The sequence below is a fragment of the Streptomyces sp. NPDC059866 genome (assembly GCF_042731325.1).
Taxonomy (GTDB): Bacteria; Actinomycetota; Actinomycetes; order Streptomycetales; family Streptomycetaceae; genus Streptomyces; species Streptomyces flavusporus.
The window spans coordinates 152,600-166,318 of sequence record NZ_JBHWJT010000015.1 but is presented as its reverse complement, the minus strand read 5'-3'; the positions used below and the strand labels follow the sequence as shown (position 1 = coordinate 166,318).

20 protein-coding genes are annotated in these 13,719 nt (G+C 66.2%); 1 reads left to right on the top strand and 19 read right to left on the bottom strand.

Features of this window, described 5'->3' with window-relative positions; genetic code table 11:
• The first annotated feature begins 21 nt into the window (after positions 1-21).
• Positions 22-2,046 carry an acyltransferase family protein gene (locus ACFV7R_RS23980; protein WP_385266654.1) on the top strand — a complete coding sequence of 675 codons (2,025 nt, stop codon included), beginning with the start codon at positions 22-24 and terminating at the stop codon, positions 2,044-2,046.
• A 58-nt stretch (positions 2,047-2,104) separates the two neighbouring features.
• Here the strand turns inward: ACFV7R_RS23980 and truA are convergent, their stop codons facing one another.
• The 19 genes from truA to rplX form a co-directional block, all read right to left on the bottom strand.
• A complete protein-coding gene (gene truA / locus ACFV7R_RS23975) occupies positions 2,105-2,947 on the bottom strand; it encodes a tRNA pseudouridine(38-40) synthase TruA (protein WP_385266651.1) in 843 nt (280 codons plus the stop codon).
• A 73-nt stretch (positions 2,948-3,020) separates the two neighbouring features.
• On the bottom strand, positions 3,021-3,524 hold the full coding sequence (gene rplQ / locus ACFV7R_RS23970; RefSeq protein WP_385266648.1) for a 50S ribosomal protein L17: 504 nt from the start codon (positions 3,522-3,524) through the stop codon (positions 3,021-3,023).
• Between the two features lie 164 nt (positions 3,525-3,688).
• Positions 3,689-4,711, bottom strand: coding sequence for a DNA-directed RNA polymerase subunit alpha (locus tag ACFV7R_RS23965; RefSeq protein ID WP_003966937.1), 1,023 nt, complete (start codon positions 4,709-4,711; stop codon positions 3,689-3,691).
• A gap of 156 nt (positions 4,712-4,867) precedes the next feature.
• Positions 4,868-5,272 (bottom strand): 30S ribosomal protein S11, encoded by a 405-nt coding sequence (gene rpsK, locus ACFV7R_RS23960; RefSeq protein ID WP_003956432.1) that lies wholly within the window; start codon positions 5,270-5,272, stop codon positions 4,868-4,870.
• A gap of 66 nt (positions 5,273-5,338) precedes the next feature.
• Positions 5,339-5,719 (bottom strand): 30S ribosomal protein S13, encoded by a 381-nt coding sequence (gene rpsM, locus ACFV7R_RS23955; protein ID WP_037858429.1) that lies wholly within the window; start codon positions 5,717-5,719, stop codon positions 5,339-5,341.
• A gap of 186 nt (positions 5,720-5,905) precedes the next feature.
• Positions 5,906-6,019: a 50S ribosomal protein L36 gene (gene rpmJ / locus ACFV7R_RS23950; RefSeq protein ID WP_003998809.1), complete on the bottom strand. Its 114-nt coding sequence runs from the start codon at positions 6,017-6,019 to the stop codon at positions 5,906-5,908.
• A gap of 65 nt (positions 6,020-6,084) precedes the next feature.
• Positions 6,085-6,306, bottom strand: coding sequence for a translation initiation factor IF-1 (gene infA, locus ACFV7R_RS23945; protein WP_003948620.1), 222 nt, complete (start codon positions 6,304-6,306; stop codon positions 6,085-6,087).
• A 307-nt stretch (positions 6,307-6,613) separates the two neighbouring features.
• Complete coding sequence (map, locus tag ACFV7R_RS23940; RefSeq protein ID WP_385266645.1) at positions 6,614-7,450, bottom strand: type I methionyl aminopeptidase; 837 nt, start codon at positions 7,448-7,450, stop codon at positions 6,614-6,616.
• A gap of 131 nt (positions 7,451-7,581) precedes the next feature.
• Positions 7,582-8,238 carry an adenylate kinase gene (locus ACFV7R_RS23935; protein WP_385266642.1) on the bottom strand — a complete coding sequence of 219 codons (657 nt, stop codon included), beginning with the start codon at positions 8,236-8,238 and terminating at the stop codon, positions 7,582-7,584.
• Complete coding sequence (gene secY, locus ACFV7R_RS23930; protein WP_385266640.1) at positions 8,238-9,551, bottom strand: preprotein translocase subunit SecY; 1,314 nt, start codon at positions 9,549-9,551, stop codon at positions 8,238-8,240. Before secY ends, ACFV7R_RS23935 begins: the two co-directional genes overlap by 1 nt.
• 244 nt (positions 9,552-9,795) lie before the next feature.
• Positions 9,796-10,251 (bottom strand): 50S ribosomal protein L15, encoded by a 456-nt coding sequence (gene rplO / locus ACFV7R_RS23925; protein WP_014674382.1) that lies wholly within the window; start codon positions 10,249-10,251, stop codon positions 9,796-9,798.
• Positions 10,252-10,253: 2 nt separating this feature from the next.
• Positions 10,254-10,436 (bottom strand): 50S ribosomal protein L30, encoded by a 183-nt coding sequence (gene rpmD / locus ACFV7R_RS23920; RefSeq protein WP_003998814.1) that lies wholly within the window; start codon positions 10,434-10,436, stop codon positions 10,254-10,256.
• A 2-nt stretch (positions 10,437-10,438) separates the two neighbouring features.
• A complete protein-coding gene (rpsE, locus tag ACFV7R_RS23915; RefSeq protein ID WP_009190144.1) occupies positions 10,439-11,044 on the bottom strand; it encodes a 30S ribosomal protein S5 in 606 nt (201 codons plus the stop codon).
• A gap of 41 nt (positions 11,045-11,085) precedes the next feature.
• Positions 11,086-11,469: a 50S ribosomal protein L18 gene (gene rplR, locus ACFV7R_RS23910; RefSeq protein WP_129799268.1), complete on the bottom strand. Its 384-nt coding sequence runs from the start codon at positions 11,467-11,469 to the stop codon at positions 11,086-11,088.
• A 3-nt stretch (positions 11,470-11,472) separates the two neighbouring features.
• Positions 11,473-12,012 carry a 50S ribosomal protein L6 gene (rplF, locus tag ACFV7R_RS23905; protein ID WP_129799269.1) on the bottom strand — a complete coding sequence of 180 codons (540 nt, stop codon included), beginning with the start codon at positions 12,010-12,012 and terminating at the stop codon, positions 11,473-11,475.
• A 24-nt stretch (positions 12,013-12,036) separates the two neighbouring features.
• Entirely contained in the window at positions 12,037-12,435 is a 399-nt protein-coding gene (gene rpsH, locus ACFV7R_RS23900) for a 30S ribosomal protein S8 (protein WP_129799270.1), read from the bottom strand.
• A 211-nt stretch (positions 12,436-12,646) separates the two neighbouring features.
• Positions 12,647-12,832, bottom strand: a complete 186-nt coding sequence (locus tag ACFV7R_RS23895; protein WP_385266818.1) for a type Z 30S ribosomal protein S14 — start codon at positions 12,830-12,832, stop codon at positions 12,647-12,649.
• Positions 12,833-12,837: 5 nt separating this feature from the next.
• A complete protein-coding gene (gene rplE / locus ACFV7R_RS23890) occupies positions 12,838-13,395 on the bottom strand; it encodes a 50S ribosomal protein L5 (protein WP_385266635.1) in 558 nt (185 codons plus the stop codon).
• On the bottom strand, positions 13,395-13,718 hold the full coding sequence (gene rplX, locus ACFV7R_RS23885) for a 50S ribosomal protein L24 (protein WP_129799271.1): 324 nt from the start codon (positions 13,716-13,718) through the stop codon (positions 13,395-13,397). Before rplX ends, rplE begins: the two co-directional genes overlap by 1 nt.
• Between the last annotated feature and the right edge of the window lies 1 nt (position 13,719).

The window sequence follows — 13,719 nt, the reverse complement described above, 5'->3', positions numbered from 1 at the left end:
ACAGTCAGTTACTGGAGAAACATGTCCCGCCATCGCACATCGGCCGAGAAGACGGAGCGTCTTCGCAAGTACCGGCCGGACATTCAGGGCCTGCGTGCCGTAGCCATCATGATGGTGGTCAGCATGCACGTCGGCGTGCTCGACATCCACGGTGGCGTGGACGTGAGCTTCGTGCTGAGCGGCTTCCTCATCGGCAGCCAGCTCCTCGCCGAGATCGACAAGACGGGCAAGGTGTCGCTGACCAAGTTCTGGGCGCGCCGCTTCAGACGACTCGCCCCGGCCATGGGCGTCACCATCATCGCCACGGCGATCCTGTCGTGGGTGTTTGCCAGCCCACTCAGGTTCCGCGAGTACATGACGGACGGCCTGAGCGCGGCGCTCAGCGTCATGAACTGGCGCCTCGTCGAAACCGGTACCGACTACTTCGCCAACGACGGCAGCCAGTCCCCGTACCAGCACTTCTGGTCGCTGGGCATCGAGGAGCAGTTCTACGTCGTCGCCCCGATCGCCCTGGTCGTCGTCGTCGGCATCAGCCGCGCCATCTTCCGCAACCGCGTTCTGCTGGCGCTGTTCCTCATGGCCGTGGTGGGCGGATCGTTCTATCTGGGCTACACGACAACCAGCTCCAACCAGCCCCTCGCCTACTTCAGCACCCACACCCGCATCTGGGAAATCGCGTTCGGCGTCCTTCTCGCCCTCAGCGCTCCGCTCCTCTCCCGCATGAACACCGGGCTGGCGGCCGTCGTCTCCTGGCTGGGGCTCGCAGTCACGCTCGGTACGGCGCTCCTCATCACGGAGGAGACCCCGCTGCCGGGGTACGCGGTGGCCGGCCCCGTGCTCGGCGCATCCATGATCATCGCCGGCGGTTGCGCCAACCCCCGCCTCGGCGCGGAACGGTTCCTCGACAACCCCGTCTTCAACTCCGTCGGAAACGTCAGCTACGGCTGGTACCTCTGGCACTGGCCGATACTCATCCTGTGGCCCAGCATCATCGAGCGGGAGTTCACCTACTCCGACCGTCTGCGGGTGGCGGTGGTCTCCCTGCTGCTGGCGTACCTCATGCACTACACCGTAGAGCGCCGGTTCAGGAACAACGCCCAGCTGGTGGCGCGCCCGTGGAAGGGCATATTCGTCGGCGGCACGGCCACGGCGGGAACGGCCGGAGCCATGGCCTTCGCCATGGTCGTTCCGCTGAACATCTCGACCCCGACGACCGTCGCGAGCGCCGGCGCCGGGTACAGCGGCGCGGACTCGGTGAAGAGCGCCGTCACTCGGACACAGCTCTCCGCGGTTACCCAGGGCGCCCTGGCGACGTCCCCGGAGGACCACACCCACTACGGGTGTATCGACAACACCGAAGTCGACGAGTTCGTCATGCGGAAGAACTGCGTCATCGGCGACCCGGCGGGCAAGAAGTCGATCGTCGTCATCGGGGACTCGCACGCCTGGCAGTGGGGTGACGCCTTCCACGAGCTCGGCAAGAAGCTCGACGCCAAGGTGGTGACCATGGCGAAGGGCGGCTGCTCCCCCGAGGTCTATGCCATCAAAAACCCCGAGCTGAACCGGCTGTACACCGAGTGCGACAGCTGGCGGAAGACGGCGTTCAAGGAGATCGAGGACCTCAGCCCCGACGTCATCGTCGTCACCAACCGCACGCGTCGTGAGGCGACCGAGGCCGGCGCCGAGGAGGCCTTCAAGGTTTTCGAGGACACCGGCGCCAAGCTCGTCTACATCACGGACACCCCGCAACCCGGCGCCAACGTGCCCGACTGCCTCGCCACCCACACCGATGACATCTCGGCCTGCAATCCCACCAAGGACAAGGCCATCGAGTATCCCGAGTACCGGGCCATGGAGCAGAAGGTGGCCGAACGCCACGGCGCCGAGATCATCGAGACGCTGCCCGCGTTCTGCGCGGACAACGTGTGCCCGACGGTGATCGCCGACCAGGTCGTCTACTTCGACTCCAGCCACATCACGGCGGGCTACGCGAAGTCCCTGGTCCCCTTCCTCCAGCCGACGCTGAAGAAGGTCCTGGCCGGCTGATCCGGTCGACCTCGGTTCACCCTGGAGGGGGCTCCGCGGCAACAGTCGCTGAGCCCCCTCACTCCACTTCGCCCCGCTTCCGCCGCGCCTGCCGCTGCCGCTCCGCCAGCTGGTCGTCCGCCGGATAGCCGACCTCCTCCAGGGTCAGCCCGTGCGGCCGGACGACATGCACGGCGCTGTCGCGGACCCGCGCGTCGAGGACCTTCCGCGGCCACTCCACACCACGGTGCCCGTCGCCCACGAACAGCAACGCACCGACCATGGAACGTACTTGGTTGTGACAGAAGGCGTCGGCGCGGACCTCGATCTCGACGATGCCGTCCGCGTGCCGACGCACCCCGAAGTCGAGGATCTCGCGGATCGTCGTCGCCCCCTCGCGCTTCTTCGCGTACGCCGCGAAGTCGTGCTCCCCGACCAGGGTCTTGGCGGCCGCCTGCATCGCGTCGACGTCCAACGCCCAGTCGTGCCAGAGCACATGGCCCCGCAGCAACGGGTCCACGCCGCCGGGATTGTCGGTGACGCGGTAGACGTAGCGCCGCCAGATCGCCGCGAAACGAGCGTTGAAGCCACTGGGCGCCTCCCTGAGGGCCCACACCCGCACGTCCCTGGGCAGCCGCCCGGCGAGCCGCTTGAGCAGCTTCTCGTGATGCTCGCGCCAGACAGCCTCCGGCAGATCCACGTGCGCCACCTGCCCGCGCGCATGCACCCCGGCGTCGGTCCGTCCGGCGACGGTCAGCTCGTACGTGTCCCGCGACCGCGTGACGGTACGCAGCGCGTCCTCGACCTCCCCCTGCACGGTCCGCCGCCCGCCGGCCTGCTTGGCCCAGCCGGAGAAGTCGGTGCCGTCATAGGACAGATCGAGCCGTAGGCGTACGAACCCGGGCTGTACTTCGTCACTCACTCCTTGATCCTCTCAGGTACGCGAAAACGGGCCCGCCCCGTCAAGGGCGGACCCGCTCAGCGAGAGCTCAGCCTCAGGCGTCCTTGGACTCCTCGGCCGGAGCCTCGGCGACATCCTTGGTGACGTCGACCTTGGTCTCCTCGGCCTTGGCCTCCTCGGCCTCCTTGACCGCACGCTTGGTGGCGGCCTCGGCCTCACCCGTGGCCTCCTGCGCGACCGTCAGCGCCTCGACCAGCTCGATGACAGCCATGGGCGCGTTGTCGCCACGACGGTTACCGATCTTGGTGATACGGGTGTAGCCACCCGGACGGTTCTCGTAGCGCGGGCCGATCTCGGTGAAGAGCGTGTGGACGACGCTCTTGTCCGTGATCACCTGGAGCACCTGACGGCGGTTGTGAAGGTCACCCTTCTTCGCCTTGGTGATCAGACGCTCGGCGTACGGCCGCAGCCGACGAGCCTTCGCCTCGGTGGTGGTGATACGACCGTGCTCGAACAGCGACTTCGCGAGGTTCGCAAGAAGCAGCTTCTCGTGCGCGGCACTGCCGCCCATACGGGCACCCTTGGTGGGCTTCGGCATGGTGTTTCTCCTAGGTGTCTGCCCCGGCCGTGTCAGGTACCGGGGTCAGTATCCGAGCGGGCGGGTTTGCCCGTCGGAGACCCCGCGCCCCATAGGGGCGCGGGGAACTGCGCGACCAGCCACAACGGTCCCGCAGCCAAGAACCGGCAGTCGGTCCCGAGCTCTTAGTACTGCTCGGTCTCGACGAAGCCCGCGTCCGCGTCGTCGTCGGCGCCAAAGGCGTCCGCGGCGGCGGTCGGGTCGAATCCGGGCGGGCTGTCCTTCAGGGCCAGGCCCATACCGGCCAGCTTCGCCTTGACCTCGTCGATCGACTTCGCACCGAAGTTGCGGATGTCGAGCAGGTCGGCCTCGGAGCGGGCGACCAGCTCACCCACGGAGTGGATGCCCTCACGCTTGAGGCAGTTGTAGGACCGAACGGTGAGCTCCAGCTCCTCGATCGGCAGCGCCAGATCGGCGGCGAGCGCGGCGTCCGTCGGGGACGGACCCATGTCGATGCCCTCGGCGTCGATGTTGAGCTCACGGGCGAGCCCGAACAGCTCGACCAGCGTCTTACCGGCGGAGGCCATCGCGTCACGCGGACGCATCGCCTGCTTGGTCTCGACGTCGACGATCAGCTTGTCGAAGTCGGTGCGCTGCTCGACACGCGTGGCCTCGACCTTGTACGTGACCTTCAGAACCGGCGAGTAGATGGAGTCGACCGGGATACGGCCGATCTCCTGGCCCACCTGCTTGTTCTGCACGGCGGAGACGTAACCACGGCCACGCTCGACCGTGAGCTCCATCTCCAGCTTGCCCTTGCCGTTGAGCGTGGCCAGGACGAGGTCGGGGTTGTGCACCTCGACACCGGCCGGGGGCGCGATGTCGGCGGCGGTGACCAGACCCGGGCCCTGCTTGCGCAGGTACATCACGACCGGCTCGTCGTGCTCCGAAGAGACGACCAGCTGCTTGATGTTGAGGATCAGGTCGGTGACGTCCTCCTTGACGCCCGGCACGGTGGTGAACTCGTGCAGGACACCGTCGATGCGGATGGACGTGACCGCCGCACCGGGGATCGAGGACAGGAGGGTACGACGCAGGGAGTTGCCGAGGGTGTAGCCGAAGCCCGGCTCCAGCGGCTCGATCACGAACCGGGAGCGGAACTCGTCGACGACCTCTTCGGTCAACGAGGGACGCTGAGCGATCAGCATGTGTGGATCAGATCCTTCTTTCGTGGACGCCCGCTATTTGACGCCCGACGGAAACCGCACCCATGAGAGGCGCGGGTATTACAAGGGTACGGGCGATACGACCCGACAGAGCCGTACCGCCCGAATCCCCAGCCTGCTCGAAGCAGCCGACGTGCGTCAGACGCGACGACGCTTCGGCGGACGGCAGCCGTTGTGCGGGGTCGGGGTGACGTCCTGGATGGAGCCGACCTCGAGACCGGTCGCCTGGAGCGAACGGATCGCGGTCTCACGACCCGAACCCGGGCCCTTCACGAACACGTCGACCTTGCGCATGCCGTGCTCCTGGGCGCGGCGGGCAGCCGACTCGGCGGCCATCTGCGCGGCGAACGGCGTGGACTTCCGGGAGCCCTTGAAGCCGACGTGGCCGGCGGAGGCCCAGGAGATCACGTTGCCGGACGGGTCCGTGATGGAGACGATCGTGTTGTTGAACGTGCTCTTGATGTGCGCGTGGCCGTGAGCGACGTTCTTCTTTTCCTTGCGGCGCACCTTCTTGGCAGCGCCCTGACGTCCCTTGGGGGGCATCTCTTAACTCCTACGGGAGGTGGTCGGTCCTACAGCGAAGACCGTGGACTTGAGGTCCGCTGCGGACTACTTCTTGCCCGGCTTCTTCTTGCCGGCGATGGCGCGACGCGGGCCCTTGCGGGTGCGGGCGTTGGTGCTGGTGCGCTGACCGCGGACGGGCAGACCGCGGCGGTGCCGCAGACCCTGGTAGCAGCCGATCTCGACCTTGCGGCGGATGTCGGCCTGGATCTCGCGACGGAGGTCACCCTCGGTCTTGATGTTGTTGTCGACGTACTCGCGGATCGCGACGAGCTGCTCCTCGGAGAGGTCGCGGACGCGGGTGTTCGGGTCGACGCCGGTGGCGGCCAGCGTCTGCTGCGAAAGGGTCCGGCCGATGCCGAACACGTAGGTGAGGGCGACCTCCACGCGCTTTTCGCGCGGGATGTCAACACCGGAAACGCGTGCCATTCAATGGCTCCAGTTGATCTTCGGAGGTCTTCCGCAGAACCGACTCCCAGCCGCCGTACGAGGTACGAACTGGGTCCCCGGCCTCCGAACCGGGGGTGTCGAGCCGTAGGGCTCGGGCCCTGCGTATGAACATATTCAGCTCGCGTCGCGCGAATCTCTGCGCATGCAGAGGGAAATGGCCTGCGATCAGCCCTGGCGCTGCTTGTGGCGCGGGTTCTCGCAGATCACCATGACCCGACCGTGACGGCGGATCACCCTGCACTTGTCGCAGATCTTCTTGACGCTCGGCTTGACCTTCATGGGATGTGAGGTTCTCCGGGTCAGTTGCCGGCGGCCCCGCGGGAAACGCGGGACGTGGGCAAGATCTACTTGTACCGGTAGACGATCCGGCCACGCGTCAGGTCGTACGGAGACAGCTCCACCACGACCCGGTCGTCAGGGAGGATGCGGATGTAGTGCATACGCATCTTGCCGCTGATGTGTGCCAGGACCTGGTGGCCGTTCTGGAGCTCGACCTTGAACATGGCGTTCGGCAGAGACTCGACGACAGTGCCCTCGATCTCGATGGCACCTTGCTTCTTGGCCACGCTTCGCCCTTCGGAATCGACTACCTTGATCGACCCCTGCACTTTCCCTTGCGGGGCGCATGCAGGCATGCGGGTGCACAAGAGCCGACGAGTCAGTCTACGTCAGCGCAACCGGAAAGACGAATCGGGGAAGTCTGCCCCAGCAGGCAGATCATTAAGCACCCCAAAGGGGCGCGGGGCTCTGTCGGCATGCGGCTCTTCCCCCACTCTCGGCTTCGCTCGAGCGGGGGGACCCCCACCGTGGGCGCGACCAGCCCCCACGAGCCCGCAGCCGCCAGTCGGCAGGACCGCCCTCCCTGGAAGGCGCTCAGGCCAGCGGATCCGGCGCAGCCACAACCCCGTACTCCGCCAGCTTCGCCTTACCCCCGTCGGGAGACGTGAGCACCAGCGGCCCCTGCTCGGTCAGCGCGACCGAGTGCTCCCAGTGGGACGACCACGTACCGTCGGTCGTGATCACCGTCCAGTCGTCCGAGAGGACCTCCGTCTTCGGGGTGCCCAGCGAGACCATCGGCTCGATCGCGAGGCAGAAGCCCGGCACCAGCTTCGGGCCCTTGCCCCGGCGCCGCTCGACGTAGTTCAGCAGGTGCGGGTCCATGTGCATCTCGGAGCCGATGCCGTGACCGCCGTAGTCCTCGATGATCCCGTAGCGGCCCCCGCCGGGCTTCGGCTGGCGGCGGATGTACGTCTCGATGGCCCGCGAGATGTCGACGAGCCGGTTCCCCAGCTTCATCGCGGCGATGCCGGCCCACATGGACTCCTCGGTCACCCGCGACAGCTCGATGAGTTCCGGAGCGTGACCGGATCCGACGAAGGCGGTGTAGGCGGCGTCCCCGTGCCAGCCGTCGATGATGGCGCCGGCGTCGATGCTGATGATGTCCCCGTCCTTGAGGACGACGTCCTCGGCGGGGATCCCGTGGACCACGACCTCGTTCACGGAGGTGCAGATCGTCGCCGGGAACCCGCCGTACCCCAGGAAGTTCGACTTGGCCCCGTGCTCCGCGAGCACCTTCCGCGCCACCTCGTCCAGATCCTTGGTGCTGGCGCCCGGCACGGCGGCCTCCCGCGTGGCCGCGTGAATGGCGGCAACGACCAACCCCGCCTCACGCATCTTGGCGATCTGCTCGGGGCTCTTGATCTGCACCATGGGGGCGGGGGCCTTTCTCAGACGGGAAAAGAGTACGGACGCCTTCAACGATACGGGGGACTGCCGTGGCTGCGGGCACACAGCAGCCGCGGCCCCCTTTCCAGGGAACCGCGGCCGTAGCTGCGTAACGACTACTTCGCGTCGCGCTTGAGCGCCGCCAGCGCGCGACTCGTGATCTCTTCCACCGGGCCCATGGCCTCGATGGTCACGACCAGACCCTGCGCCTTGTAGTAGTCGATGATCGGCTCGGTCTGCGTGTGGTAGACCTCCAGCCGGGTGCGCACGGTCTCCTCGGAGTCGTCGTCCCGCTGGTACAGCTCGCCGCCGCAGACGTCACACACGCCCTCCTTCTTCGGCGGGCTGTACGTCACGTGGAACACGTGTGCGGAGTCCTTGCGGCAGATCCGCCGCCCGGCGATCCGCTTGACGACCTCGTCCTCGGGAGCCTCGAGGTCCAGCACGGCGTCCAGCTCGATGCCCTCGGTCTGCAGCAGCTCGTCCAGCGCCTCGGCCTGCGAGACGTTGCGCGGGAAACCGTCCAGCAGGAAGCCGTTCTCGGCGTCCGGCTGCTCCATGCGGTCCTTCGCCATGGCAATGGTGACCTCGTCCGGCACCAGGTTGCCGGCGTCCATGTAGGACTTCGCCAGTTTGCCGAGCTCCGTCTGCCGGCTGATGTTGGCGCGGAACAGGTCACCCGTGGAGATGTGCGGGATCGACAGCTTCTCGGCAAGGCGGGTGGCTTGCGTACCCTTGCCCGCGCCCGGCGGCCCGACGAGGACGATTCGCATCAGCGGAGGAACCCTTCGTAATTGCGCTGCTGGAGCTGGCTCTCGATCTGCTTCACGGTCTCGAGACCGACACCCACGATGATCAGGATGCTGGTCCCGCCGAACGGGAAGTTCTGGTTTGCCCCAAATCCAGCCAACGCCATTGTCGGCACGAGAGCGATCAGACCCAAGTACAGCGAGCCCGGCCACGTGATCCGGTTGAGCACATAGGAAAGGTACTCAGCGGTCGGTCGGCCAGCCCGGATGCCCGGGATGAAGCCACCATACTTCTTCATGTTGTCCGCGACTTCCTCGGGGTTGAACGTGATGGCCACGTAGAAGAAGGCGAAGAAAACAATGAGCAAGAAGTACAGAGCAATGTAAATCGGGTCGTCGCCCTGGACGAGATGGGCCTCGATCCAGGTCTTCCAGCTCGAATTGCCACTCGAGAACTGCGCGATCAGTGCCGGGATGTAGAGCAGCGACGAGGCAAAGATCACAGGGATGATGCCCGCCTGGTTGACCTTCAGCGGAATGTACGTCGACGTGCCGCCGTAGGACCGGCGGCCGATCATGCGCTTCGCGTACTGGACCGGAATACGGCGCTGGGCCTGCTCGACGAAGACCACCAGGCCGATCATGAACAGGCCGACGAGGATGACCACACCGAACTCGATCCAGCCGTCCGCCAGGGAGCCCTGCTCCTTGATGGCCCACAGGGCGGCCGGGAAGGTCGCGGCGATCGAGATGAACATCAGGATCGACATGCCGTTGCCGATGCCGCGGTCGGTGATCAGCTCACCGAGCCACATGACGACGGCGGTACCGGCGGTCATCACGATGACCATGGTGACGGTGATGAAGATCGACTGGTCCGGGACGATCTCGCTCGCCACCGGGCAGCCGCTGAAGAGGGCGCCGCTGCGGGCGGTGGCCACCAGGCCGGTGCCCTGCAGGATGGCCAGCGCCACGGTCAGGTAACGGGTGTACTGCGTGATCTTCGCCGTACCGGCCTGACCCTCCTTCTTGAGGGCCTCGAGGCGAGGGATCACCACTGTCAGCAGCTGCAGGATGATGCTCGCGGTGATGTACGGCATGATGCCGAGCGCGAAGATCGTGATCTGCAGCAGCGCGCCGCCGCTGAACATGTTGACCAGACCGAACAGACCCTGGTTGCCCTTGGCCACGTCGATACAGGTCTGGACGTTCTGGTAGTCGACACCCGGGATCGGGATGTGCGTACCGATCCGGTACACCACGATGATGCCGAACGTGAAGAGCAGCTTCTTGCGCAGGTCGGGCGTCTTGAACGCCCGGGCGAACGCGGTGAGCACGGTGCCTCCTGCGACCCCCGCGCAACTGCGTCAAGGGTGATGGTCGTGAGATTCCGATAAGACAACGACTTACGTAACGGTCAACTGCCGCTCAGAGTGCCTCAGGTGCGGCACGCTGTGAAAGTTGGCAGTGCAGGCCACCTTACCCGCGGGACTGCCACCCTTGGAACGACCGACCGGGGATACCCCATTTGTGGGGTATCCCCGGTCGGGATCGCTCAAGTCATCGAGACGCCTGCTGGATTCAGACGAGCTCGGTGACGGTGCCGCCGGCGGCGGTGATCTTCTCCTTGGCGGAGCCGGAGACGGCGTCGACCGTCACCTGCAGCGCCACGGAGATCTCGCCCTGGCCGAGGACCTTGACGAGGCTGTTCTTGCGAACGGCACCCTTGGCCACGAGGCCCTCGACGGTGACCTCGCCACCCTCGGGGTACAGCGCGGCCAGCTTGTCGAGGTTCACGACCTGGTACTCGGTCTTGAACGGGTTCTTGAAGCCCTTCAGCTTCGGGAGGCGCATGTGCAGGGGCATCTGGCCACCCTCGAAGCGCTCCGGAACCTGGTAGCGGGCCTTGGTGCCCTTGGTACCACGACCGGCCGTCTTACCCTTCGACGCCTCACCACGACCGACACGGGTCTTGGCGGTCTTGGCGCCCGGGGCGGGACGGAGGTTGTGGATCTTCAGCGGGTTCTGCTCCGCCATGATCAGTCGACCTCCTCGACCGTCACGAGGTGGCGGACGGTGTGCACCATGCCGCGGAACTCGGGGCGGTCCTCCTTGACGACCACGGTGTTGATCCCCTTGAGACCAAGCGACCGCAGGGTGTCACGGTGGTTCTGCTTGCTGCCGATGTAGGACTTGACCTGCGTGATCTTGAGCTGCGCCATGATTACGCACCCGCCCCGGCACGCGCACGCAGCAGGGCCGCGGGGGCGACGTCCTCGAGCGGCAGACCACGGCGGGCCGCGATCTCCTCGGGACGCTGCAGGCCCTTCAGGGCCTCCACGGTCGCGTGCACGATGTTGATCGCGTTGTCGGAGCCGAGCGACTTCGACAGCACGTCGTGGATACCGGCGCACTCGAGCACGGCACGCACCGGACCACCGGCGATAACACCGGTACCGGGCGACGCGGGCTTGAGCAGCACGACGCCGGCAGCCTTCTCACCCTGGATGGGGTGCGGGATGGTGCCCTGGATCCGGGGGACCTTGAAGAAGTGCTTCTTGGCCTCCTCAACGCCCTTGGCGATGGCGGCCGGCACCTCCTTGGCCTTGCCGTATCCGACACCCACGGTGCCGTCACCGTCGCCCACCACGACCAGCGCGGTGAAGCTGAAGCGACGACCACCCTTCACAACCTTGGCGACGCGGTTGATCGCGACAACGCGCTCAACGTACGCGGTCTTCTCGGCGGCAGCTGCGCCGCCGTCACGGCCCTTCCGGTCCCGCCGCTCGCCGCCACCGGCACCGCCACCGCGGCGCTGGGGTCCAGCCATTGGAATTACCTCTCTCTGTTTCCGCTAGCTACGGAACCGGCTCAGAACTTCAGGCCGGCTTCGCGGGCGGCGTCCGCCAGAGCGGCGATGCGCCCGGCGTACTGGTTGCCACCACGGTCGAACACGACAGCCTCGACGCCGGCGGCCTTGGCACGCTCGGCGACCAGGGCGCCGACCTGCTTGGCCTGCGCGGACTTGTCACCCTCGGCACCGCGGATCGAGGTGTCCAGGGTGGACGCCGACGCCAGGGTGTGACCCTGGATGTCGTCGATCACCTGGGCCACGATGTGGCGGTTCGAGCGGGTCACCACGAGACGGGGACGCTCCGCCGTACCGTTGATCCGCTTGCGGATCCGGATGTGACGGCGCTTGATCGCGGCGCGCTTGTAGGCGTCGCCCTTAAGGATCTTCTGTCCGTATGCCATGGCTTACTTACCCGCCTTTCCGACCTTGCGGCGGATGACTTCGCCCTCGTACTTGACGCCCTTGGCCTTGTACGGGTCGGGCTTGCGCAGCTTGCGGATGTTGGCCGCAACCTCGCCGACCTTCTGCTTGTCGATGCCCTCGACCGAGAAACGGGTCGGGTTCTCCACCTTGAAGGTGATGCCCTCCGGGGCCTCGACCACGATCGGGTGGCTGTAGCCGAGCGCGAACTCCAGGTTCGAGCCCTTGGCGGTCACTCGGTAACCGACGCCACTGATCTCGAGCTTCTTCACGTAACCCTGGGTCACGCCGGTGATCATGTTCGCCACCAGCGTGCGGGACAGGCCGTGCAGGGCCTTGTTCTGACGCTCGTCGTTGGGGCGGGTGACGTTCAGAACGCCGTCCTCACCCTTGACGATCTCGATCGGCGCGGCGACGGTGTGGGTCAGCTCGCCCTTGGGGCCCTTGACCGAGACCGTGCGGCCGTCGATGGTGACGTCCACGCCGGCGGGAACCGCGATGGGGAGCTTGCCGATGCGCGACATAGCTGTTTCCTCCGTTCCCTTCCGTTACCAGACGTAGGCGAGAACTTCTCCGCCTACGCCCTTCTTGCCGGCCTGCTTGTCGGTGAGGAGCCCGTGGGACGTGGAGATGATCGCCACGCCGAGGCCGCCGAGCACCTTCGGCAGGTTGGTGGACTTCGCGTACACCCGGAGACCGGGCTTGGAGATCCGCTTGATGCCCGCGATGGAGCGCTCACGGTTCGGGCCGAACTTCAGCTCGAGGACGAGGTTCTTGCCGACCTCGGCGTCCTCGACGCGCCAGCCCGTGATGAAGCCCTCCTGCTGGAGGATCTCCGCGATGTGCGACTTGATCTTCGAGTGCGGCATCGCCACGGTGTCGTGGTACGCCGAGTTCGCGTTCCGCAGACGCGTAAGCATGTCTGCGATCGGATCAGTCATGGTCATGAATTGGCCTTCGGCCTCTCTCGCCGGGGTTTCCTGGTGCGCCATCCCTCTCCCCGATCCGAGACGGGACGGGTGCGGCGCGGTGGACCTACGGCGTAGTAAGTCGTATGGGCGTCAGGCGCCCAACCCTCCAAGCCTAAGCCATGGAGAGGTGGGCACCTGACACTGCCCTTTACTTACCGAGAGCTTCCGGAATCCCTTATGTGGGGGATTACCAGGAGCTCTTGGTCACGCCCGGCAGCTCGCCACGGTGAGCCATCACACGAAGGCACACGCGGCAGAGGCCGAACTTGCGGTACACGGAGTGCGGACGGCCGCAGCGCTGGCAGCGCGTGTAGCCACGCACACCGAACTTGGGCTTGCGAGCAGCCTTGGCAATCAGAGCCTTCTTCGCCATCTCGCTCACGCCTCCTTGAACGGGAAGCCGAGGTGACGGAGAAGAGCACGGCCCTCTTCGTCGTTGGTCGCCGTGGTGACCACGGTGATGTCCATACCCCGGGTACGGTCGATCTTGTCCTGGTCGATCTCGTGGAACATGACCTGCTCCGTGAGACCGAAGGTGTAGTTGCCACGGCCGTCGAACTGCTTGGGGGACAGACCACGGAAGTCGCGGATGCGCGGCAGCGCGAGCGACAGGGTGCGGTCCAGGAACTCCCACATGCGGTCGCCACGGAGCGTGACGTGGGCACCGATCGGCTGACCCTCACGCAGCTTGAACTGCGCGATGGACTTGCGGGCCTTGGTGACGGCCGGCTTCTGACCGGTGATCGTGGTGAGGTCGCGGATGGCGCCCTCGATCAGCTTGGAGTCGCGGGCGGCGTCGCCCACACCCATGTTGACCACGATCTTGACGAGGCCGGGAACCTGCATGACGTTCTCGTAGGAGAACTGCTCACGCAGCTTGCCCGCGATCTCCTCGCGGTACTTCGTCTTCAGACGCGGAGTGGTGGTGGTAGCCATCAGATGTCCTCACCCGTCCGCTTGGCAACGCGGATCTTGTTGCCCTCTTCGTCGAAGCGGTAACCGACGCGGGTCACGACCTTCTTGCCGTCCTTCTCAACGACCAGCTGGACGTTGGAGACGTGGATCGGCGCCTCGGTCGTGACGATGCCACCGGCCTGCGAACCGCGAGCCGTGGGGCCGGCCTTGGTGTGCTTCTTGACCCGGTTGACACCCTCGACCAGGACGCGCTCGTCGCGCGGGTAAGCGGCAATGACCTTGCCCTGCTTGCCCTTGTCCTTGCCGGTGATGACCTGGACCAGGTCGCCCTTCTTGATCTTCATG

Excerpts from the sequence above, each read along its gene's own strand:
- rpsK (WP_003956432.1), bottom strand. The coding sequence starts at position 5,272 with ATGCCCCCCAAGGGACGTCAGGGCGCTGCCAAGAAGGTGCGCCGCAAG.
- rplQ (WP_385266648.1), bottom strand. The coding sequence starts at position 3,524 with ATGCCGAAGCCCACCAAGGGTGCCCGTATGGGCGGCAGTGCCGCGCAC.
- rpmJ (WP_003998809.1), bottom strand. The coding sequence starts at position 6,019 with ATGAAGGTCAAGCCGAGCGTCAAGAAGATCTGCGACAAGTGCAGGGTG.
- map (WP_385266645.1), bottom strand. The coding sequence starts at position 7,450 with ATGGTGCAGATCAAGAGCCCCGAGCAGATCGCCAAGATGCGTGAGGCG.
- rpmD (WP_003998814.1), bottom strand. The coding sequence starts at position 10,436 with ATGGCGCAGCTCAAGATCACGCAGGTCAAGTCCTACATCGGCAGCAAG.
- rplR (WP_129799268.1), bottom strand. The coding sequence starts at position 11,469 with ATGGCATACGGACAGAAGATCCTTAAGGGCGACGCCTACAAGCGCGCC.
- rpsM (WP_037858429.1), bottom strand. The coding sequence starts at position 5,719 with ATGGCACGCGTTTCCGGTGTTGACATCCCGCGCGAAAAGCGCGTGGAG.
- rplE (WP_385266635.1), bottom strand. The coding sequence starts at position 13,395 with ATGGCTACCACCACCACTCCGCGTCTGAAGACGAAGTACCGCGAGGAG.
- rplX (WP_129799271.1), bottom strand. The coding sequence starts at position 13,718 with ATGAAGATCAAGAAGGGCGACCTGGTCCAGGTCATCACCGGCAAGGAC.
- rplF (WP_129799269.1), bottom strand. The coding sequence starts at position 12,012 with ATGTCGCGCATCGGCAAGCTCCCCATCGCGGTTCCCGCCGGCGTGGAC.
- rpsH (WP_129799270.1), bottom strand. The coding sequence starts at position 12,435 with ATGACCATGACTGATCCGATCGCAGACATGCTTACGCGTCTGCGGAAC.
- ACFV7R_RS23965 (WP_003966937.1), bottom strand. The coding sequence starts at position 4,711 with ATGCTGATCGCTCAGCGTCCCTCGTTGACCGAAGAGGTCGTCGACGAG.
- rpsE (WP_009190144.1), bottom strand. The coding sequence starts at position 11,044 with ATGGCTGGACCCCAGCGCCGCGGTGGCGGTGCCGGTGGCGGCGAGCGG.
- ACFV7R_RS23935 (WP_385266642.1), bottom strand. The coding sequence starts at position 8,238 with ATGCGAATCGTCCTCGTCGGGCCGCCGGGCGCGGGCAAGGGTACGCAA.
- ACFV7R_RS23895 (WP_385266818.1), bottom strand. The coding sequence starts at position 12,832 with ATGGCGAAGAAGGCTCTGATTGCCAAGGCTGCTCGCAAGCCCAAGTTC.
- ACFV7R_RS23980 (WP_385266654.1), top strand. The coding sequence starts at position 22 with ATGTCCCGCCATCGCACATCGGCCGAGAAGACGGAGCGTCTTCGCAAG.
- rplO (WP_014674382.1), bottom strand. The coding sequence starts at position 10,251 with ATGGCGGAGCAGAACCCGCTGAAGATCCACAACCTCCGTCCCGCCCCG.